Source organism: Gramella sp. MT6 (genome assembly GCF_019357415.1).
Taxonomy (GTDB): Bacteria; Bacteroidota; Bacteroidia; order Flavobacteriales; family Flavobacteriaceae; genus Christiangramia.
Genome location: NZ_CP048410.1, coordinates 3,131,934 through 3,153,195 on the forward strand (window position 1 = coordinate 3,131,934; position 21,262 = coordinate 3,153,195).

At 37.1% G+C, this 21,262-nt stretch carries 21 protein-coding genes; 15 read left to right on the forward strand and 6 right to left on the reverse strand.

Annotated elements, in window-relative coordinates; translation table 11 throughout:
• The first annotated feature begins 25 nt into the window (after window positions 1–25).
• From G3I01_RS14070 to G3I01_RS14095, 6 genes are read left to right on the forward strand one after another with little or no spacing between them, the layout of a single operon-like run.
• Window positions 26–1,003, forward strand: a complete 978-nt coding sequence (locus tag G3I01_RS14070) for a D-2-hydroxyacid dehydrogenase (protein WP_219548879.1) — start codon at window positions 26–28, stop codon at window positions 1,001–1,003.
• A 56-nt stretch (window positions 1,004–1,059) separates the two neighbouring features.
• Window positions 1,060–1,683, forward strand: a complete 624-nt coding sequence (locus G3I01_RS14075; protein ID WP_219548880.1) for a DUF937 domain-containing protein — start codon at window positions 1,060–1,062, stop codon at window positions 1,681–1,683.
• A gap of 38 nt (window positions 1,684–1,721) precedes the next feature.
• Window positions 1,722–2,150: a DUF6146 family protein gene (locus G3I01_RS14080; protein ID WP_219548881.1), complete on the forward strand. Its 429-nt coding sequence runs from the start codon at window positions 1,722–1,724 to the stop codon at window positions 2,148–2,150.
• 29 nt (window positions 2,151–2,179) lie between these two features.
• Window positions 2,180–2,485 carry a DUF6787 family protein gene (locus G3I01_RS14085; RefSeq protein ID WP_219548882.1) on the forward strand — a complete coding sequence of 102 codons (306 nt, stop codon included), beginning with the start codon at window positions 2,180–2,182 and terminating at the stop codon, window positions 2,483–2,485.
• Window positions 2,486–2,488: 3 nt separating this feature from the next.
• Window positions 2,489–2,806 (forward strand): hypothetical protein, encoded by a 318-nt coding sequence (locus tag G3I01_RS14090; protein WP_219548884.1) that lies wholly within the window; start codon window positions 2,489–2,491, stop codon window positions 2,804–2,806.
• A gap of 49 nt (window positions 2,807–2,855) precedes the next feature.
• A complete protein-coding gene (locus G3I01_RS14095) occupies window positions 2,856–5,135 on the forward strand; it encodes a TonB-dependent receptor (RefSeq protein ID WP_219548885.1) in 2,280 nt (759 codons plus the stop codon).
• 59 nt (window positions 5,136–5,194) lie between these two features.
• Here the strand turns inward: G3I01_RS14095 and G3I01_RS14100 are convergent, their stop codons facing one another.
• Genes G3I01_RS14100 through msrA form a run of 3 tightly spaced genes read right to left on the reverse strand, consistent with a single transcriptional unit; the run spans window position 5,195 to window position 6,691 of the window.
• Complete coding sequence (locus G3I01_RS14100) at window positions 5,195–5,497, reverse strand: hypothetical protein (RefSeq protein ID WP_219548886.1); 303 nt, start codon at window positions 5,495–5,497, stop codon at window positions 5,195–5,197.
• A gap of 44 nt (window positions 5,498–5,541) precedes the next feature.
• Window positions 5,542–6,138, reverse strand: coding sequence for a GTP cyclohydrolase I FolE (folE, locus tag G3I01_RS14105; RefSeq protein WP_219548888.1), 597 nt, complete (start codon window positions 6,136–6,138; stop codon window positions 5,542–5,544).
• A 1-nt stretch (window position 6,139) separates the two neighbouring features.
• Window positions 6,140–6,691: a peptide-methionine (S)-S-oxide reductase MsrA gene (msrA, locus tag G3I01_RS14110; protein ID WP_219548889.1), complete on the reverse strand. Its 552-nt coding sequence runs from the start codon at window positions 6,689–6,691 to the stop codon at window positions 6,140–6,142.
• Between the two features lie 145 nt (window positions 6,692–6,836).
• Here msrA and G3I01_RS14115 point away from each other — a divergent pair, with 145 nt between their 5' ends.
• Window positions 6,837–9,275, forward strand: coding sequence for a DUF5916 domain-containing protein (locus tag G3I01_RS14115; protein ID WP_219548890.1), 2,439 nt, complete (start codon window positions 6,837–6,839; stop codon window positions 9,273–9,275).
• A gap of 52 nt (window positions 9,276–9,327) precedes the next feature.
• A complete protein-coding gene (locus G3I01_RS14120; protein WP_219548892.1) occupies window positions 9,328–9,993 on the forward strand; it encodes an ABC transporter ATP-binding protein in 666 nt (221 codons plus the stop codon).
• A 16-nt stretch (window positions 9,994–10,009) separates the two neighbouring features.
• Here G3I01_RS14120 and G3I01_RS14125 read toward each other — a convergent pair whose 3' ends face one another.
• Together G3I01_RS14125 and G3I01_RS14130 are read right to left on the reverse strand one after the other, a co-directional pair.
• On the reverse strand, window positions 10,010–12,436 hold the full coding sequence (locus G3I01_RS14125; protein WP_219548893.1) for a hypothetical protein: 2,427 nt from the start codon (window positions 12,434–12,436) through the stop codon (window positions 10,010–10,012).
• Window positions 12,382–13,077 (reverse strand): protein-L-isoaspartate(D-aspartate) O-methyltransferase, encoded by a 696-nt coding sequence (locus tag G3I01_RS14130; protein ID WP_219548894.1) that lies wholly within the window; start codon window positions 13,075–13,077, stop codon window positions 12,382–12,384. Before G3I01_RS14130 ends, G3I01_RS14125 begins: the two co-directional genes overlap by 55 nt.
• Window positions 13,078–13,240: 163 nt before the next feature.
• On the opposite strand from G3I01_RS14130, the gene G3I01_RS14135 reads away from it, so the two are divergent.
• The 7 genes from G3I01_RS14135 to G3I01_RS14165 all read left to right on the forward strand — a co-directional run bounded on the left by G3I01_RS14135 (window position 13,241) and on the right by G3I01_RS14165 (window position 20,761).
• Window positions 13,241–14,011, forward strand: a complete 771-nt coding sequence (locus G3I01_RS14135) for a TIGR02757 family protein (RefSeq protein WP_219552841.1) — start codon at window positions 13,241–13,243, stop codon at window positions 14,009–14,011.
• A 61-nt stretch (window positions 14,012–14,072) separates the two neighbouring features.
• Window positions 14,073–15,284: a GAF domain-containing sensor histidine kinase gene (locus G3I01_RS14140; protein ID WP_219548895.1), complete on the forward strand. Its 1,212-nt coding sequence runs from the start codon at window positions 14,073–14,075 to the stop codon at window positions 15,282–15,284.
• A gap of 68 nt (window positions 15,285–15,352) precedes the next feature.
• Window positions 15,353–16,555, forward strand: coding sequence for a GAF domain-containing sensor histidine kinase (locus G3I01_RS14145; RefSeq protein WP_219548896.1), 1,203 nt, complete (start codon window positions 15,353–15,355; stop codon window positions 16,553–16,555).
• Window positions 16,556–16,604: 49 nt separating this feature from the next.
• The gene (locus tag G3I01_RS14150; protein WP_219548898.1) at window positions 16,605–18,524 is read left to right on the forward strand and encodes a BatA domain-containing protein; all 1,920 of its coding nucleotides are present in this window, start codon (window positions 16,605–16,607) and stop codon (window positions 18,522–18,524) included.
• On the forward strand, window positions 18,521–19,771 hold the full coding sequence (locus G3I01_RS14155; protein WP_219548899.1) for a dihydroorotase: 1,251 nt from the start codon (window positions 18,521–18,523) through the stop codon (window positions 19,769–19,771). The genes G3I01_RS14150 and G3I01_RS14155 overlap by 4 nt, the downstream gene beginning before the upstream one ends.
• Window positions 19,772–19,781: 10 nt before the next feature.
• On the forward strand, window positions 19,782–20,105 hold the full coding sequence (locus G3I01_RS14160; protein ID WP_219548900.1) for a hypothetical protein: 324 nt from the start codon (window positions 19,782–19,784) through the stop codon (window positions 20,103–20,105).
• Complete coding sequence (locus G3I01_RS14165) at window positions 20,105–20,761, forward strand: alpha/beta fold hydrolase (RefSeq protein ID WP_219548901.1); 657 nt, start codon at window positions 20,105–20,107, stop codon at window positions 20,759–20,761. Before G3I01_RS14160 ends, G3I01_RS14165 begins: the two co-directional genes overlap by 1 nt.
• Here G3I01_RS14165 and G3I01_RS14170 read toward each other — a convergent pair.
• Window positions 20,758–21,261 carry a hypothetical protein gene (locus G3I01_RS14170; protein WP_219548902.1) on the reverse strand — a complete coding sequence of 168 codons (504 nt, stop codon included), beginning with the start codon at window positions 21,259–21,261 and terminating at the stop codon, window positions 20,758–20,760. The genes G3I01_RS14165 and G3I01_RS14170 overlap by 4 nt on opposite strands.
• Window position 21,262 lies beyond the last annotated feature (1 nt).

Sequence of the window (21,262 nt, forward strand, 5' to 3'; positions counted from 1 at the left end):
ATAAATTATATAGATCATTTAGAAAATGAAAGTATTAGCAAATGATGGTATCTCCCAGAGCGGAGCAGAAACACTTAAAAAAGCCGGTTTTGAGGTAATAATCAAGAAAGTTGCTCAAGAACAGCTGAAGGATTTCTTGAACAAGAACGGTATTAGTGTACTTCTAGTAAGAAGTGCCACGAAAGTTGGTAAGGATATCATTGATAATTGCATCCACTTAAAGGTTATTGGCCGTGGTGGTGTAGGAATGGATAATATTGAAGTTGAATATGCGAGAAGCAAAGGCATTGCCGTGATCAATACACCTGCTGCATCATCCAGTTCTGTGGCCGAGCTTGTTTTTGCTCATCTCTTTGGAGGAGTTCGTAAATTACATGATTCTAACCGGAATATGCCTCTCGAGGGCGATTCGAGATTTAAGGAACTTAAGAAATCTTACGCTGGCGGAATGGAACTTAGGGGGAAAACTCTTGGTATCATAGGATTTGGAAGAATTGGTCGGGAAGTGGCTAAAATTGCACTCGGTATCGGTATGAAGGTCATTGCAAGCGATCAACATGTTGGGGAAGCTGAAATTACTCTTGAATTTTATAATGATCAAACTATAAAAATTCCTATTAAAACAGAACCTGTAGAGATGCTGATCAAAGATTCAGATTTTATTACCCTTCATGTACCAGCACAGAATAAGCCTGTTATTGGTGCCAGGGAATTTGAAAAAATGAAAGACGGTGTCGGAATTATTAATACTGCCCGGGGAGGGGTATTGGATGAAGAAGCTTTACTTGCTGCTATTGAATCTGGGAAAGTGGCCTTTGCAGCACTGGACACCTATGAGAATGAACCTACCCCTGCGATCAAACTATTAATGAACGAGAGTATTTCTTTGAGCCCACATATTGGAGCAGCAACTAATGAAGCACAGGAAAGGATTGGGGTTGAACTAGCCCAGCAGATCATTTCTATATTAAAGAAAGAAAAAAGCAATTCCAGCGATAGCTAAATTCATTAGGTTTTTTTTGTAAATTCTAGGGATTTACAATTAAAAAATAAAAAATTATGGCATCGATCCTGGATATTTTAAATACACCTGCTGGTGAAGCATTGATTAAGAGCGCTAGCAATAAAACTTCAGAAGAAGAAAATAAAGTGACAACTGCACTGGGTATGGCCCTACCCCTACTTCTGGGTGCGATGAAAAATAATGCAAGGTCTCAGGAAGGAGCAGCTGGTCTAAATTCTGCTTTGAACAACAACAAACACGATGGCACTTTACTGAAGAATACAGATGATCTGGATATGGATTATCTCCATTCTGAAGGTGACAAGATACTGACTCATATTCTTGGAGACAGGCAAGATGAAATAAGCTCGAATCTTGGATCTGTTTTAAATATGAATAAAGAAAATCTGAACGCTATTCTCAAAATGGCCGCGCCTATTCTTTTAAGCATCCTGGGCAGTCAGAAAAGAAAAGACAACGTTGGTGAAGACGGTTTAAGTGATCTGCTTGGCTCTGTTTTGGGAAGCAATTCCAAACACGATAATTCATTCTTAAAAACTCTGTTAGACCGCGATGGGGATGGCAGCGTTATCGACGATATTAGTGGGATGATCCTCGGCGGGGGAAAATCAGATAAGTCTGATGGTAGCATCCTTGGTGGATTCACCGGAGGAAAATAATAGGAATAATTTTTGAACTTAACCTGGAAAAATCAATCATGAAAAATATTATATATATAGCCTTACTCGCATTATTCGTTTATAGTTGCGGTTCTACCGGCGGAAAAAACTTTCCTTCAGATAAGATCGCTAATGCTGAAAATGATACGGTAAGAATTGCAAATGATAGTCTGGAATATGAAATCATAATTATTGAACCAGGCTTCAATCTTTTTATTAATTCCTATGCGAGACCACGGGGCTATTATTCTTTGCCATATCTTGAAAATAAGAACCAGTTTCTGGTTTCGGAATATAATCAAAGAGTAAGGCAACCACAGCTTTATAATCCTGACCTTTACCTAAATGAGATCAATTATGATCCCAATATAGATTACGGTTATGAGGTGAATTATTTACTATATAATTATTTCGTGTACTTCAGCCGGCATTATAACCAACGATTTAGTGTACCTACAAGAATTTGATTCTTTAATCAAATCCTTATATTTGCAGCATGAAGAAATTGAAAGATCGCTGGGGAATTGATTCTAATTGGCAATTAATTATCATTTTTATTGTTTTCGCAATTACCGGGTCTACAGCTGCTAAACTTGCAAGTCCTGTGGTAAATCTTCTGGGAATCGATCAGGAAACCAGCCACTGGTCTGTTTACTGGTTCTCTAGAATAGTACTTATTTTTCCAATTTACCAGGTATTACTTATTTGCTTTGGATGGATATTCGGCCAGTTTCAGTTTTTCTGGGCATTCGAAAAGAAAATGCTAACTAGAATGGGATTATCTAAAGTTTTCAAAATTTAGCATTTGAAAGTTCTTAAGAACATATTCTTCATTTGTTCGGCAGTATTGATCTTACTGCCGGGAATCATTAGTTTCTCACATATTTTTTCAGAACATAGCCATAAGCTATGTGATAATTATGCTGAACATCACTATCATTCTAAATCTCTAGATTGTGATCTGCATAAATTCAGTAAAAAGTCTGTCTACCACTTTACAGCGACAGAATATCTGCTGGTTTCAGAAATTACTGAAGTAAAAGAGATTTTTGATTACTACTCATTTTTAAATGAATTTGAACCTCTTCATTTTGATCTTCGAGGGCCTCCGCAATTTGCTTAGTAGTTACAGTTTATAAAAGCAAAAATTCAAATCATTTTAAAAAATAATAATGCGAAATACATTGTTAATTACACTGCTATTTGCAGTGAATACCTATATATACGGTCAAAATAAAATATCGGGAACTATCACCGATGCCGATTCTGGAGAACCTATTTTTAGCGCAAATGTCTATTTTCCAAAACTGGAGAAAGGAAGCATGACCGATGTTGATGGAAAATTCAGCATTAATAATCTGCCAGAAGGAAATTATAAAATGGTTATCTCGTCTATTGGTTACGCTACTTTAAATCAAGAGATCACCCTACCTGCAGAGAATATTCAGATAAGTCTTCAACCTTCTGCTATAGAAATGGAAGAAGTCATCGTTTCAACTCCATTTCATCAATTACAGAGTGAAAACGTAATGAAGGTGGATAGAAAAAGTATATCAGAATTGAATAAAAAAGGAGCCATAAACCTTTCCGACGGGATCACCCAAATTGCCGGAGTTGAAAGTCTAACCACCGGAATTGGAATTGGAAAGCCTGTAATTAGAGGTCTTAGTTCTAACCGCGTGCTGGTATATACACAGGGTGTAAGACTGGAAAACCAGCAATATGGTGACGAACATGGATTGGGGATTAGTTCAAAAGGAATTGGAAGTGTAGAGGTGATCAAGGGACCCGCTTCATTATTATATGGTAGTGATGCCATTGGGGGTGTTTTGTACCTAAACCCGGAAAGTTATGCTTTTGAGAATACTACCAACTCAGAGTTTGAAAGTGATTATTTTAGTAATACAAATGGTTACCAGTTTAGTGCCATGGCTAAAACCTCTGGAGAGAAATTGAAATTTCTTGCCCGCGGTAGTTATGCCGCACATAGCGATTATGAAACCGGCGATGATTACCGGGTTACCAACACGCGATTCAACGAAAAGGATTTTAAAGCCGGTATAGGTTTTCAGGATAATAAATACAAAGCCGATCTGCGATATAATTTCAACAGGAGCGAAATTGGAATCCCGGAAGAATTAGGCATTCAGTCTACAGATAAGGATCCTCTACTGCCCTACCAGAAAATTGATAATCATGTTCTAAGCCTGGATAACAGGTTTTATTTTGAAAACTCAAGCATAGATTTTAAAATCGGGTATCAATTCAACAATAGAAAAGAGTTCGAAGAGCATCACGAAGAACATGAAGGTGAGGAAGAACATGAAGGAGAGGAAGAACATGAGGAGGAGCCTGAAGAAGAGCATGAGGAAGGAGAACCGGCATTAGAAATGCATTTGGAGACCTTGAATTATAACTTTAAGTATAACCTTCCGAAATTTGGCAATTTTGAAACTATTGCCGGAGTTCAGGGAATGTATCAAACCAATGAAAACTTTGGAGAGGAGCTATTGATCCCTGATGCTACCACCACAGATTTTGGAATCTACGCAACTACCCATTACCATCTGGAAAACTGGGATTTCCAGGGAGGACTTAGATTTGATACTCGTAATCTGGAAAGTAAAGCTTTTACCGCCGAAGATGGTGATGTTATTGAAGCAGTAGATCGTAATTTTAATAGTATCAATGGTGCGATTGGAGCAAAATATCAAATAGAACAAAAATTCATCGCTAGACTTAATCTGGCAAGTGGTTTCCGGGCACCTAATTTATCTGAACTTACTTCTAACGGGGCTCATCATGGGGCGAACAGGTATGAAATAGGAAATCCAGATCTAAAGAACGAGCAGAATTTCCAGGTAGATCTCGCATTTGAATGGAGAAATAAACATTTTGAAGCCTACGTTAATGCATTTTCTAATTCGGTGAATGATTATATTTTTATAAATCCAACTGGAGAGACTATAGAGAATGATCCTGTATTTGAATATATCCAGGATAATGCGAATTTATATGGAGGAGAAATAGGTTTTCATATTCACCCGCATCCATTGGACTGGCTGCATCTGGAAAGTAGTTTTGAGACAGTAACCGGAAAACTGAATAATGGTAATTATCTACCACTAATTCCGGCAAATTCCATTACTAACACTTTTAGGGTTGAATTTGAAAAGGGAAAGTTCTTTTCAGATAAATATGCATTTATAAGGCTTAAGAACGTATTTGATCAAAACAACCCTGGGGAATTCGAAACAGAAACACCAGGCTATGGTTTATTCGGTGCCGGTCTTGGAACAAAGATCGAACTGAATAGTCTGCAAGTAGACCTGAGTCTTATAGGTAATAACCTTTTTGATAAATCCTATATTTCCCATTTATCAAGGCTTAAACCTGATGGTATTCAAAACATAGGCAGGAATATTATGCTCTCTGCTTCCATAAAGATATAAAAAAATAAAGGCTGTCATTCTCATGACAGCCTTTATTCCATTAACTAATTAAGCAAACATTAATAACTTTCAACCTCGATGACCCTGGCCTTTAAAGGCTCTTTCTTCCATACGTATGTATAGAGGTACATCAGGGTAAAAGTTGGAATAATATCGGTTCCGGGAAGTATCTCTTCCAGAAATACTAGTATAGAAGCCAGTTTTCCTTTTCTTCCAGGATACATTTCACTCATTTTCTTTGCTGCATAAGGCGCCCAGATAATATCTAGAAATGGCCCTACAACAGGAATTGCAACTGTTGCCATACCGGCAAGATCATAAGCAAGTCCTTTTATAAAAATTTTATTTCTGAATATATTCATTGCTTTGATTTTTCTTACATAAATCAAATAAGATGCCAAACAGCCTAACGCAGGTCTGAGCTAATGAGTTTTAAAAATTCGTTCCTGGTCTCGATTTCTTTAAATTGACCTCTGAAGCCTGAAGTGGTTGTAGCAGAATTTTGCTTTTGAACTCCTCGCATCATCATACAAAGGTGGACAGCTTCTATAACTACCGCAACTCCCTGAGGCTGCAGCGTTTTATTAAGACACTCTAGAATATCGTTTGTGAGTCTCTCCTGCACCTGTAACCTTCTTGCAAATACATCTACTACCCTGGGTAATTTACTTAAACCTATAATCTTCCCGTTCGGGATATAGGCTATATGAGCCTTCCCGAAAAATGGTAGCATGTGGTGTTCACAAAGGGAATAAAGTTCAATATCCTTGACCACCACCATTTCATCATAAGTTTCTTCAAACACAGCTCCTCTAAGGATCGTTTCGGCATCCATAGAATATCCCTGGGTTAGAAATTGCATCGCTTTTGCAGCTCTTTCCGGAGTTTTAATTACCCCTTCCCTATCTGGATCCTCACCAACGCCTGAAATAATCTCCCTGAAATTATTTTGCAAATTATCGGTTATATCCTGGTCGTACTCTTCGAATAATTTATATGACATTTTAATTCGTTTGTTTCAGTTTATCAGAAAATAATTTTTTCAGTTTTGTGATCTTGGGGTCTATTATAAATTGACAGTAAGGTTGCTGCCTATGTTGATTATAAAAATCCTGATGTTCGGTTTCAGCTATATAGAAGGGACCTACTTCGGTAATCTCTGTCACGATAGGATCCTGAAAAGACTCTTCCTTCTCAAGTAACCTAATTACTTCCTCGGCTGTTTCCTTTTGTTGTTCATCATGGTAAAATATAGCGCTTCTGTACTGGGTTCCCACATCATTTTGTTGCCTGTTCAGGGTAGTAGGATCATGAGTAGCGAAAAATACAACTAGTAATTCTTCAAATTTTATTTTCGTAGGATCAAATTCAATTTCTATAGCCTCGGCATGCCCTGTCCTACCGGTGATAATTTCGCGATAGGCTGGGTTTTTAATACTCCCACCTGTAAACCCGGAAACAACCTTCTCTACTCCTTCTAATCTTTGAAAAACAGCTTCAGTGCACCAAAAACATCCTCCTGCTAGAGTTGCTCTTTTCAAATTTTTATCTTCCATAGATACAAATATATATTTTTGTTTAACAAATCTAATCTTTAAGTGAACAAAATGAATTCTGTTTAACTTGATTTTATAGATTTATTTTGTCCAATCTTAATATCGGTAATACATTTACGGGGTTTTCAAGAAACAATCATAATCAATGCCCCTAAACAAAATATTATTCTTTTCCTTATTTCTAATTTCCCTAACCTCTTTTTCCCAGAAAATCCCAGATAATCGAAAGATCTACCAGACAAAGAAGGTTTCATCCCAGCCTAAGATTGATGGAATAATAGAAGAAAATGTCTGGAATGAAGCGAACGTTGCAGGTAATTTTGTGATGCTGGAACCGGGTGATGGTGATCCTATACCACATTCTCATGAAACAAGTGTGAAGATCTTATATGACAATACTGCCATTTATATCGCTGCCACCCTGCTTGAAGATGAACCTCACCGGGTAATGAGGCAGCTAACACAGAGAGATAATCTAAACCAATCTGAATATTTTCAGTTAGACCTTAATACATACGACGATGGCGAAAACCAGACTAGATTCATAGTAACCTCTGCAGGAACCCAGGCCGATGCAAGATTGACCGGATCCAATGAAGATTATGGTTATAATGTAGTTTGGGAGTCTGCTGTTTCTCAAGATAGCGATGGCTGGTATGTAGAGATGAAGATTCCCTATTCAGCCTTAAGATTTCCCGAAAAGCCTGAACAGGAATGGGGCATCCAGTTTGCCAGGAGCATTACCCATTTAAATTCTGTATACGTTTGGAACTATATTAACAAATCCCTTGGTGAATCAGCTCAATATACCGGACTTTTAAACGGCATCAAAAATATTGATCCGCCGGTTAGACTTAGCCTCTACCCCTACACTTCAGTAGCAATAGACCATTTCAATTCCAATTCAGATTTTAATTTGAACGCAGGGCTGGATCTTAAATATGGAATAAATGATTCCTTTACCTTAGATATGACTCTTGTTCCAGATTTTGGACAAACTGCCTATGATGAGGTTGAACTTAATCTTGGCCCTTTTGAGCAGGTTTTTGGAGAAAACCGGGCCTTCTTTACGGAGGGTACTGAACTGTTCAACAAAGGAGATCTATTCTATTCCCGCCGGGTTGGCAGCACTCCAATTGGATTTAATGAAGCACAATCAGAACTTCTGGAGAATGAAGAGATCATAGAAAATCCAGAGAAAGTAGACCTTTTAAATGCCATGAAGATCTCAGGAAGAACCGACCGGGGATTGGGAATTGGTTTCTTTAATGCTATCACAGGTAAAGCCGAAGCGGTATATCGCGATTCTATTACCGGAAATAGGAGAAGAAAGACCACTGAAGCTGTAGCAAACTATAATATCCTGGTACTGGACCAGAGATTTAATAAGAATAGCTCTATAACTCTCATTAACACCAATGTGACCAGGAATGGAAATTTCAGGGATGGGAATGTAACCGGTTTTCTCTTTGATGTATATAATAAATCCAATTCTTTCAATGTTGCAGGTGAAGCAAAAATGAGTAATGTGAATCTTCCAGGTCAGAATAAGACTGGATTTGCTTCTATGTTATCATTTGCAAGGACCAAGGGAAATTTCAGATATAGCGTAGATCACAGATTTTCTAATGAAACTTACGACATCAATGATTTAGGAGTAAACTTTACGAATAACTACAATAATTTCTCTGGGATTTTAACCTACCAGATCTTCGAACCAAAAGGTAATTATAATACTTACCAGTTTAATTTATACGGTCAGCATCTACGTAGATATAAGCCAGATGTTACTGTTAACAACGGTATTGGCGCAGATTTCTTTGCAATGACACGAAAAAGGTTTGCTTTTGGAGGAAACCTGGGATATAATTCAGAATTCCTTGACTTTTTTGAACCCAGAACTGAAGACACCTATATTACTTACAATGATTTCTCTGATATGTCCTTTTTCATTTCATCAGATTATCGCAAAAAAATGGCTATCGATGTAAGATTACGTTTTGAAGAATATTTCAACTCTGAGCAAAACTTTTTTAATTTAAATATTCAACCAAGATTTAGATTTAGTGATCGGTTTAATATCATCTATGATTTTCTATACAGGTTCGAGAATGACCGTCCCAGCTATGTAAATAAGGTTGATGATGATATTATATTTGGAATCAGAGACCAGAAAAGCATTGAAAATTCTATAACCGGAAATTATAATTTTAATACAAAACAGGGTTTAAACCTTAGTTTCCGAAACTTCTGGTCTACAGCCAGATTTGCTCAGAACGGATATGCAAGACTTCTGGAAAATGGGGATTTAACCAGTATTGATTATGAGATTAATGATGATAATAATCCAGATGCCAACTTCAATATCTGGAATCTTGATCTTAGTTATCGCTGGCAGTTTGCTCCGGGAAGTGAAGCCATTTTATTGTACCGGAATTCGATCTTTAACGAAGATAAATTAAGCTATCTGGAATTTGATGAAAGCCTGGATAACCTATTTGCCAGGCCGGCAAGGCATAATTTAAGTTTGCGTATAGTTTATTTCATTGATTATAATAACATAAAAAACTTATTCCGAAGCTAAGCTTGGGGAATCTGTCTAATTTGGCTATTTTCGGAGCACTTATTTTTCCTAAATGATAATTGCCAAGAATATTCATAAATACTACGGAGACCTGCATGTCCTGAAATCTGTAGATCTTCATATTAAAAAAAGTGAGATCGTTTCTATTGTTGGTGCTTCCGGTGCTGGAAAGACTACGTTATTACAGATCTTAGGTACGCTGGATAAACCCACGAAAAAGAAAAATTCTCAATTAGAAATAAACGGTACGAATATCTATGGATTAAAATCCCGTGAACTTTCCAAATTCAGAAATAAACATATTGGGTTTATTTTTCAGTTCCACCAGTTACTTCCGGAGTTTACGGCACTGGAAAATATTTGTATTCCAGCATTTATCCATAAAACTCCCAGGAAAGATGCTGAAAAAAGAGCCATGGAATTACTTAGTTTTCTTGGGCTGAAGAACAGGGCTACTCACAAACCTGGCGAATTAAGTGGTGGTGAACAGCAAAGAATTGCAGTGGCCAGAAGTCTTATTAATAATCCGGCAGTGATATTTGCCGATGAGCCTTCAGGAAATCTCGATAGTGAATCTGCAGAAAATCTGCATAAGCTATTTTTCAGGCTAAGAGACGAATTTGACCAGACTTTCGTAATCGTTACGCATAATGAGGAATTAGCAGACATGGCTGATAGAAAACTTACCATGGTAGATGGAGAGATTATCAATGATTAATTCAAATCTCGTAGCCTCAGCTTCTGGATTGAATAAAACAACTAGCCATCGTAATCAAATAAGCGACAGCGCCAAATAATATAAGTACAGTAAATCCTGCTTCTATAGCCAGGATAGTTGCCAATGATGTGCTTATTACTGAAAAACATCCATTGATCCCCCAGGCCCAGGGCACTTCTTGTTCATTCTTTTCTGAAAGGTATCGCAAGCCGAGAGGAAAAGGCATTCCCATAAAAAAAGCAGGAATACCAATCAATACTAGAGCAAACAGCATCTTTATTCCTATATCAAATCCCATCCCCGTATCAAGAATCCAGGGTAATCCAATTGTATAAGGAACCAATATTCCTGCGATCACTAAAGCGATCTTTCGAATGGAAATCAGGCTGATTTTTAAATTTGAAGAGTACCAGCTTCCTATACCTGAAATTACCAGCATAAAACTGATCACAGCTGCTACGGAATAAACCGGATGACCAAGAAAAAGAATAAACCGCTGTATAAGTACGATCTCAACGAACATAAAGCCTATACCAATCCCGGCAAAATAAAGCAGGGTCCATGATTTATTATTCATTTTTCTCTTCAGAAAAAATAAAGGCAAAACAATAAGGAGAATTGCTAGCAGAAGTGACTGTATAAAGGTCACTGCAGCTATTAGATATCCAAGTTCAAAGAACGAAGCCGACTGATCTCCAAAAAGCTTCTGCAAATGACTGAAGTTTTTCCACTTAAGAAATTGCGAAAAATATGGACGATCATCTGTAGCAGGCCTTAGATTAAAATCATAGGTTTCATAAACATCTTTGCGATCACCTGAAATCAAACGATCAGTTAACTTAAAGAGGTTTTCATCTTCCAGGCTATTATAGGTATTTCTCTCCTCTGAAGATATTCCCGGAAGAAAAAGCGGATCAAATGAAAGTCGGTCGCAAAAGTTCCTCAGCCCATCAATTTCGCTTTTAGAAAATGCTTTTCTCTTCATTAAATAGGTAATGGTATTCCAACTTCTAATTGCTATCAGGTAGTTCTCAGGGTCTTCTATTCCTTTTTGAGCTAATGTTTCTGCAAGCGTTGCAGTGATTTTTAAAGGATTTCTATATGGATAATCCATCCATACCGTGATACTTATAATTCCATTTTCATTTAGATGATCATATATCTGAGAAAAGCTATCAGTAGTAAGCAAATATTCTTCCTGGATCGCATTAAGACCAGCGGTGCCGCCAAAAGAACCAATATCTGGAATACTGATAATGTCATATAATTCTTTATTTTCAGAAAGATAAGACCGTCCATCTTTTTGATGTTGATTAACATTACTGCCAAAGTTCGAGGTTTCCGAAGAAAGTTTTGAGAGCAGAGGATTTGGTTCTACATGGTCAATTTGAGGAATATCCTGGAAACTATAATAATGAGTCCTGATCCCTGTGCCGGCTCCTAAAACCAGGACCTTCTGAGGATCCATAATCTCCAGAGCGGCTGCAGAAGTGGTATAATTAAGGATCTTACTATCTTCCTGAGAAATTAAAACAGGGCCGGCCCATTCGGCATTATTAAAGATGGCATCAATTACAGGTACTTCACCGGTATAAGACAAACTAAGACCGGGAGCATAGCGTAATACCGGCGAGGTAATATATTGAACCCAGCCATAAGGACTGTTTTCTGAAGTTTCAATAGTAGTATCCGGCAGATCAAGGCTTCGGCTAAGACTTTTATATTGGGAGATGCTTATATGGATGGGATTGTTGATCGCAAAGAATAAGAGCATCAAAGCAGTGACGATATTTATTCCCATCAACAAAGTTCTTCTATGAGATGATAAAATAACAAAAGATGCCAGCAAGGTTAATAACCCGGTTACAAAAGGAATTAGTGAAGGGGAAGCCATCCAGAATAGAGCTATTATCAAAATCCCGCCTAGACCTGATCCTACAAGGTTGCTGAAATACAACTTCCCGATCCCGTCAGCATAATTTATAAATACCATCCCTATAGCCAATGCACAAAAGAAAAATGGCAGAAAGAATAGCAGCTCGAATAATAATAATCGCCAGATCTCTTTTTGCTCTACAAAAAGTAAATAGGTGTCAAAACGGAACAAAGGCTGCCCTGATAGCCAAAGACTGAGAGGCATAAATATTCCTGAAAGGGTAATAAATAAAGGGAGTAAAACTTTTATTCTTTGGATCAATGAATTTCGGAATAATGCGAGAAAGGTACCGGCAGCACCAAATCCTAAAAGTGCAATAGCGATCACCATATAGGCAAAATGATACCACTGAACAATAGACAAATATTGCATCAGGCTTAACTGAAAAGCGATCATTGAAACAGAAAGCAATCCAATTGAAAATATAAGTCGGTTGAAGTATGAGAAGCTCATCAGTTGCGGGTAAAGGGAACAAAGCGTACAGGAAGTAAGTTTTTTGTTTTCCATTTCCCATCCTTCTTTTTTTCAACCAGCATTAAATGCTGGGCTGTAAATGGGGCTCCAACCGGAATTACCATTTTACCGCCCTCTTTTAATTGCTCTATTAATGGTGGAGGAATAAATTCTGAAGCAGCGGTAACCACTATGGCATCAAAAGGTGTATGTTCCTCCCAACCATAGAATCCATCTGCATGCTTCATTTTAATATTATTATAACCTAGATTATTGAGATTGCTTTTTGCAGTTTTATATAAAGGTTCAACGATCTCTATAGTATAGACTTCATCTACTATCTCTGCAAGCACGGCAGCCTGATAGCCAGAACCCGTACCTATTTCCAGAACCTTCATTCCCGAACGGGGGTTGATAATCTCTGTCATATAGCCTACAATAAAAGGTTGTGAAATTGTTTGTCCATGACCAATGGGTAAAGGCCTGTCCTCATATGCATTCTCTACTTGTTCTTGTGGTACCAACTGATGTCTTTGCACATTACGCATTGCTTTTAGAGTATTTTTATCATTTATGCCACGGGCTGCAATTTGGTTTGCTACCATTTGATGGCGGTCTTTCTGATACTTATCCTGCTCTGTATGGGAGATAGTGAAATACAGGAAAGTCAGTAATATGAAAACAAGATTTTTCATAACTCCGTATTTTACTCATTATCAATTAAATATACGGAAAATGAAGATCAAAAGCTGAATCTAAGGGTTTAGATAATCATGATCAATACTAACCGTAAAAAACCATGTCTTTGTAGAGAAACTATATCTTTGCACGCGCAAAAAGGAATGATAAAATATGAAATTGTCCCGATCAGAAATAAAGGAATTTTTAGACGAGAAAGTTATAAGGTATAACACGCCTAAATTCATTGAATCTGATCCTATTCAAATCCCACATCTTTTCTCTAAAAAAGAGGATATTGAAATTGCCGGATTTCTTACCGCTACTATCGCCTGGGGTAACAGAAAAAGTATCCTTAACAATTCTGAGAAGTTGATGAAACTAATGGATATGAGTCCATATGATTTTGTAGTGAATCATCAGGAAAGTGATCTTGATAACCTGGATGGTTTTGTACATAGAACATTTAATTCTACAGATCTAAAATACTTTATAAAGGCATTAAATAATATTTACCAAAATCATACGGGTCTTGAGAGAATTTTCACGGAAGGCTCTGAAATCAATAGTTTGCAGCCAGCGATCCATAATTTTAAATCAGTATTTTTTGAAATCCCCCATGAAAAGAGAACCGAAAAACATGTAAGTGATCCTTTAAAGAATTCCGCTGCAAAACGTATCAATATGTTCTTAAGATGGATGGTGAGAGATGATAGAACTGGGGTTGATTTTGGACTCTGGAAAAACCTCTCTCCTTCTCAGTTATCCTGTCCTTTGGATGTACATTCAGGAAACGTTGCCCGGAAACTAGGATTGCTAAAAAGAAAGATGAACGATGCCAAAGCCCTGGCTGAATTAGACCAGAACTTAAGAAAGATGGATCCTCAGGATCCTGTGAAATATGACTTTGCACTATTTGGCCTTGGAGTCTTTGAAAAAGGGCAATTTTAGAGCTTGGTAGTCTCATTTATTTTAGTTTTCTTTAACAAATTAAAAACTTGATTTCTTATTAATGATAAGTCCCGCAATTCCCGCTAATGAGGAAAAAAGGCTTGATTCAATCAAAAACCTTGATATCATTGGCTCGCTTCCTGAAGAAACCTATGATAGCATCACCAAACTTGCCAGTGCTATATGCGAAACGCCGATAGCGATCATTTCAATTCTGGATAGGGAGATCAATTGGTTTAAGTCTAAAGTGGGAACATCAATAGAAAGGTCTGAAAGAGAGTTTTCCTTTTGTGGGCATGCTATTTTAGAGCCTCAAAAATTATTTGAGGTTCCCAATACCTTAAAAGATATTCGTTTCAAGGATAATCCTCTTGCTATTGCCAAGGAAGGTGCTATAAGGTTTTATGCAGGTGCTCCAATCTTAGATGAAGAAGGTTTACCACTCGGCACGCTTTGCGTTTTAGACTCTAAAGAACATCATTTAACCGATGCCCAGAAAACTGCGTTAAAAGCTCTGGCCAAACAGGTCGAAGTATTATTTGAATACCGGCGAAAGAATAAAGAACTCGAGAAACTGAAAAATGATCTTGATGACAACAACCGTATTTTAAGGGGATTCGCCAGTACTGTTTCGCATGACCTTAAAATGCCGCTTGCTAATATGATCATTACTGCAGACATTCTGAAAGCAAAGTATTCTTCAAACCTGGACGAAGAAGGAATTAAATATTTAAATTATCTCAAGCAATCAGGGCTTACCCTTAGTGATTATATCAACGGACTTCTGGATCACTATTCCAGCAATGTAGATGCAGATAAAGATCAGGAATTCTTCCTTAACGATCTATTAGAAGATATTATAGACCTTCTAAACATCGCTGAAAATTGCGAAATCAATTTACCTGATAACAATCTTAAAATCTATGGTAATGGTGCGGCTGTAGGGCAAGTCTTTATGAATCTTATAAGTAACAGTCTTAAATATAATAGCAACGAAAGGATCATTATTGATATAGATTGTACAGAGAACCGTGAATTTTTCAATTTTAGCATACAGGATAACGGTATTGGTATTCCAGATAATAAACACGATGAGATCTTTGAGCTTTTCACCACAGCCGCAGAAAAGGACCGGCAGGGAAAAAAAGGTCATGGAATCGGGCTTTCTACAGTAAAAAAGATCGTAGGCAGCCTTGGTGGTTTTATTAAGGTAACCTCAATAGAAGGAGAAGGTACCCGTTTCGATTTTAGTATAAAGCGTTATATTCATTAGATTAGGATATTTTTTAGGAAAAGTTATTTTTTTTTAAATAACTTTAAATCAATATTTTATTTGGGGAAATGCAACATAAGCTAGTTCCTTTCAATGAAAAGCTACGGCAAACTGCATTGAAGGAATATAATATACTAAATTCGGGGCCAGACGAAGATTATGACAATCTTACGTTTTTAGCGGCTACTATATCCAATTCTCCAGTTGCCAAAATTAGTATCGTAGATAAAACCCGAATCTGGAATAAATCGGTATATGGCGCCGAAATCGAAGAAATAGATCGAAACAACTCTTTCTGTGACCATGCCATTCATAGTGACACACCCATTTATATTCTAAACAGGAGTAAACAACCCGAGTTGTTTGAAGCAGCTAAGGGTATTTATGATCGGGAATTTTCATTTTATGCCGGGATTCCACTTCATAATCCCCAGGGACATGCCATAGCGGTTTTTTGTGTATTTGATACGAAAGAAAAAGAACTTACCAGTGATCAGTTAAAAGCCTTAAAAGCCCTGGCCAAACAGGCAATGAATTTATTTGAATTCCGAAAGCAGAGATTAAAGCTTTATCAGGTTCAGAATAAATTGAAAGAAAAATATCATGAACTTGAAAAATTTGCGAGCCTTGTTTCCCATGATCTTAAATCGCCGTTAGCCAATATCATTTCTCTTACTGAATTACTAAAGGATGAAAATCAGGGTAAATTTGATGAGGACACCGAACAATACCTGAAATTCCTGGTAGAATCCTCTTACTCTCTACGAAATTATATTGACGGGATCTTGAGCTTTTACCGTAGTGATCATGTTATGGAAAAGGATTATACCAATGTTGATCTTCGAAAAATGCTGAAGGGAATTGTCGATCTTTACCAGGTTTCAGATGATATCAAAATCACCTACCCAGATGACATTATGCTACATAATGTCAATAAGGCTGCCCTAACCCAGGTTTTCATGAACCTTATTAGCAATGCACTGAAATACAATGATAAGGATCTACGAAAAGTTGAGATAACCTTTGACAAGAATGAAGAATTTTACTTTTTTGAAGTAAGAGACAATGGCAAAGGAATCCCACCGGAAAAACACAGCGAAATCTTTGAACTTTTTACCACTTTAGATTCCGTAGATCGCGAAGGAAGTTTAGGTAGCGGTATTGGCCTCGCCACAGTGAGAAAACTTATAGAATCTATGGGTGGATCTATTTCACTGGAATCTGAATTAGGCAAAGGCAGCAATTTTAAATTCCGTATTAAAAGGTTTTAGCGCTTAATCGACTATCATTTTCTATATTTGAGAAACCTTATTCCTTAATATGCATTTTCAACAGCCGGAATTACTGTATGCCCTTATTCTACTTATTATTCCGCTGATCGTCCATTTGTTCCGTTTAAGAAAATTCCAAAAGGAAGATTTTACCAATGTAAAGTTCCTGAAAAAAGTAATTCAGGAAACCCGAAAAAGTTCCCGGCTCAAGAAATTTCTGATCCTTGCTTCAAGATTACTGCTACTCACCTGTTTGATCCTGGCATTCGCACAACCATTTATTCCTGCGAGTGACAAAGCCCTTAACGAACCTCAGACCCTCATATATCTGGACAATTCATTTAGCATGCAGGCTGGTAATGATCAATCTTCAAGTTTTCAAAAAGCACTAAATTCATTACTGGAGAATTTAGAAGGAGAAAAAAATATCGGCTTTTTCACTAATACGAGGGAATATTTTGATCGAAATACAACCGAACTTAAAGCCGAACTTCAAAATATTGAGCTTACCGAAAAACAATTAAGTTTTAGAGAAATTAACCTGAAGGCTGAAAATTACTTCAGGGATCAGGATAATGAGGATAATGACCTGGTAATCATTTCAGATTTTCAAAGATCGATGAACCTGCCAACTGATATAAATAAAACAGAATTTGATTATCATTTCATTCAACAATTAACGCCTGAAATAAATAATGCCAGTCTGGACACTGTTTTCGTAGAAGAAACCTCTCCGGAAAGTACCACGCTTAAAATCATTACCAGTTCAAATAAATTATCTGAAGAACCGGTTACCATATCTATTTATGATCAAGAAACTTTATTAGGAAGAAATACAGTTCAGTTTGTAGAAGATAGATCAACAGAGGTAACGTTCAGACTTCAAAATAATAGCATCGCCAGAGGTCGCATAGAAATTGAAGATTTGGGACTTTCTTACGATAACCAGCTTTATTTCAATATCAACGAAAATCCTAAAATTCAAGTTGTAATAATTTCTGCTGAGGAAACAGATTTTTTAAATCGTATTTATACAGAACCGGAATTCGAAACCTTTAATTTCAGACCAAATCAAATCGATTTTAACCGATTGAACTCGGCAAACCTCATTATTTTAAATGAAATTGAACAGCTTCCCTCCTCTTTGATCAACAATCTCTCTACGGTTAAAGAGAATGGAGCCTCTGTTATTATTATTCCTTCTGAAGAGGCTCAAGGTTATGGACAATTATTAAATAGCTTTGGATTTTCAGCATTTTCAGATAATGTAAATTCTGAAAGACTGATCACAGACATTTCCTTTGACCACCCGTTGCTCGAAAATGTCTTCGAGGACCGAATAGATAATTTTGAATATCCAAAAGTGTTAACCTCGCACAATTTGTCAGCGAGCAATGCTATTCTTAGCTATCAGGATGGCAGGGCATTTCTGGCTGGAGAAGATTCGGTTTATCTTTTTAGTGCTGCTCTTAATCAGGTGAATTCTAATTTCAGGAATTCTCCTCTTATCGTTCCGGTTTTTTATCAAATAGGACTTACCTCGCTTAAAAAAAACCAGTTGTATTATCTTACTGATGAAGAACAGCAAATAGATATTCCGGTAGAACTGGAAAAAGACCTGGTTCTTCATATCGTTAACGGGGAGACAGATATAATTCCCCAACAGCAGAATTATAATAACCGCGTAGAGATAAGCACAGGAAATATAGACCTGGAAGCCGGGAATTACAGTGTTTCAAATAATAATTCGATGGTAGGAAGTATCAGTTTTAACTTTCCCAGAACAGAAAGTGATCTAAATTATACCAACCTAACAGAACTAGAGGGAATCAATATTTATAATTCTACTGAAGAATATTTTTCTGAAACAAATGCTGCCACCCAGATCACTTCTCTTTGGAAATGGTTTGTTATTTTTGCCTTAATATTTCTAGCGATCGAAATGCTACTTATAAAATTCCTTAAATGAAGCTACTTTTAAAATCGGTTATTATTCTGGATGAAAAATCTCCATTCCACAATAAAAAAACAGATATTTTCATAGATCACGGTATCATTAAGAAGATTGGTAAAAACCTGAATGAAAAAGCAGATAAGGAAATTAAAATACCAAATCTGCACGTTTCTAAAGGATGGTTTGATAGTAGTGTAAGTTTTGGAGAACCGGGTTTTGAAGACAGAGAAACCATTGCAAATGGATTAGAAACTGCCGGCAAATCAGGATTTTCTTCTGTAGCATTGAATCCTTATACCAATCCGGTGCTGGATCATAGCGGAAGTATCTCGGCGGTGAAGGCGAAAGCATCTCATCATCCCGTGTACCTTTACCCGGTTGGTGCTCTTACAATTAAAAGCCAGGGAGTTGATCTCGCTGAATTGCTTGATATGCAGGAAGCGGGCGCAGTAAGTTTCGGAGACTATAAATTACCCTTACGTAATCCAAATTTGCTAAAGATCGCTTTACAATATGCTCAGAATTTTAACGCTTTGATTCAGAGTTATCCTCAGGAGAACAGGATAGCTGGCAACGGCATGGTGAATGAACATGAAAACAGCACTTCGCTGGGTCTAAAAGGAATTCCAAATCTGGCTGAAGAACTGCAGATTACCAGAGACCTTTATTTACTGGAATACACCGGAGGAAAATTGCACATTCCAACCATTTCAACTGAGAAATCGGTTAAACTGATAAGAGACGCTAAGAAAAAAGGACTGGATGTTAGCTGCAGTGTGGCCATTCATAATCTTCTATTTACTGACGAGGAATTAAAATCATTTGATGCCAACATAAAGGTACTTCCTCCTCTCAGGACGAAAAAAGACTGTAAGGCCCTTATTAAAGGTTTAAAGGACGGAACTATAGATATGGTAACCAGCGACCATAACCCAATAGATGTTGAGCATAAGAAAGTTGAATTTGATAACGCGCTTTACGGGACTATTGGCTTAGAGTCTGCTTTTGGAGCACTTTCCACTATTTTCGAAAAAGAGGAAGCAATAAAATATCTAACCGCAGGTAAAGAACGGTTTGGGATCGAAGAGTCTGAAATAGAAAAAGAAGCACCGGTAGACCTTAGTTTGTTTATCCCTGGTGATTCTTTCGATTTTAGTGAGAAAGATATATTATCCTCATCCAAAAACAGTTTGTTCCTAAATAAGAAGTTAATAGGAAAAGCTTTTGGAGTAGTCACTCAAAAAGGATTTATTAGTATATAATTTTAAAATCATGGAAACTACAGGACAGGCGAAAACAACAGCTATTGTTGCCTATATTACCATCATTGGTACGATCATCGCATATTTCATGAATCTGGAACCTAAAGATCGATTTGCGAGTTTTCATTTAAGACAGGCTTTTGGTATAAATATCACTTTTTACCTGATCGGGGCTTTAATGGGTTTATTTGATCAGGGTTTTATAGTAGGAGCATTTTATTTATTCTTTATCGTTTTATGGGGCTATGGTCTGGTAATGGCGATAAAAGGAGAAGAACGCGAGGTTCCGATATTGGGACCTTTATTTCAAAAATGGTTTAGTACAATTTCATAATGACAAAAGATTTTTCACTTCAACATATTATTAAAGAACCAAAAATAAAATCGGATAAATCCCCGGTTTTAATAATGCTTCACGGCTATGGAAGCGATGAAAATGATCTAATTTCTTTCGCAGGAGAATTGCCCGATGATCTTTTTATTATCTCGGCCAAAGCACCCTATTCCATGCAGCCATATGGAAATGCATGGTATGAAATTCACTGGGATAACAATGACGGGAAATTCAGCGATGATGTGCAGGCGATTACCTCCAGAGAGACCATCAGGGATTTTATAGATGAAGTGATCAAGAATTACCCGGTAGATGCTAAAAATGTAAATCTTCTGGGTTTTAGTCAGGGAAGTATCTTAAGCTATGCGGTGGCACTCTCATACCCTGAAAAAATTAAGAATGTCGTTGCACTTAGCGGTTACGTTAACCAGGGAATCCTGAAAGAAGGCTATGAGAAGAACGACTTTTCCGGACTTGACTTTTACTGCTCTCATGGTAGCGTTGACCAGGTAATTCCAGTGGATTGGGCCAGAAAAACAAAACCTTTCCTGGATAACCTGGGAATTAAAAATTCGTATTCAGAATTTCCCGTGGGTCACGGTGTGGCTCCCCAGAACTTCTTTGAATTAAAAGAATGGCTAAAGACCAGGATCTAGTATAAAGGGTAAAGAAAAGATTTTTCCGGATAGAATTTGATCTCTCCGTCTTCAGCGACTTCATAACTCAGAAAAACCTCTCCCCAGTATGTGCCGTCTGTAAAATCTGCGATGATCCACTTATGGTTCAAAACCTTGATCTTATTAATCCGCATATTTCCTTCCATCCCGGCTTGTGGAACTAAAGGATTATCTTCTTCAGCAGAATTTTTACTGATAATGGCATCCTCTATTTTCAAAATAAGGTCCTGTGTATCTATTCCTTTATTTTCAAAATAAGTAATGGCATCCTCATTATTCTGTAGGTTAAAATAATCTTCAACTTCAGATATTTCAGAAAAAGTATCCGCATCTGGAACTTCTTCCATATCAGCCAGAAGATCTTCGAGGCGTTCAATTTTTTCCTGCTTTGAATCCAGTATCCTCTTATCATTCACGTATATAAAAAGCGTGAATAACACTGAAAATATAAAAAGGTACATTAAGATCTTATTGCGCATT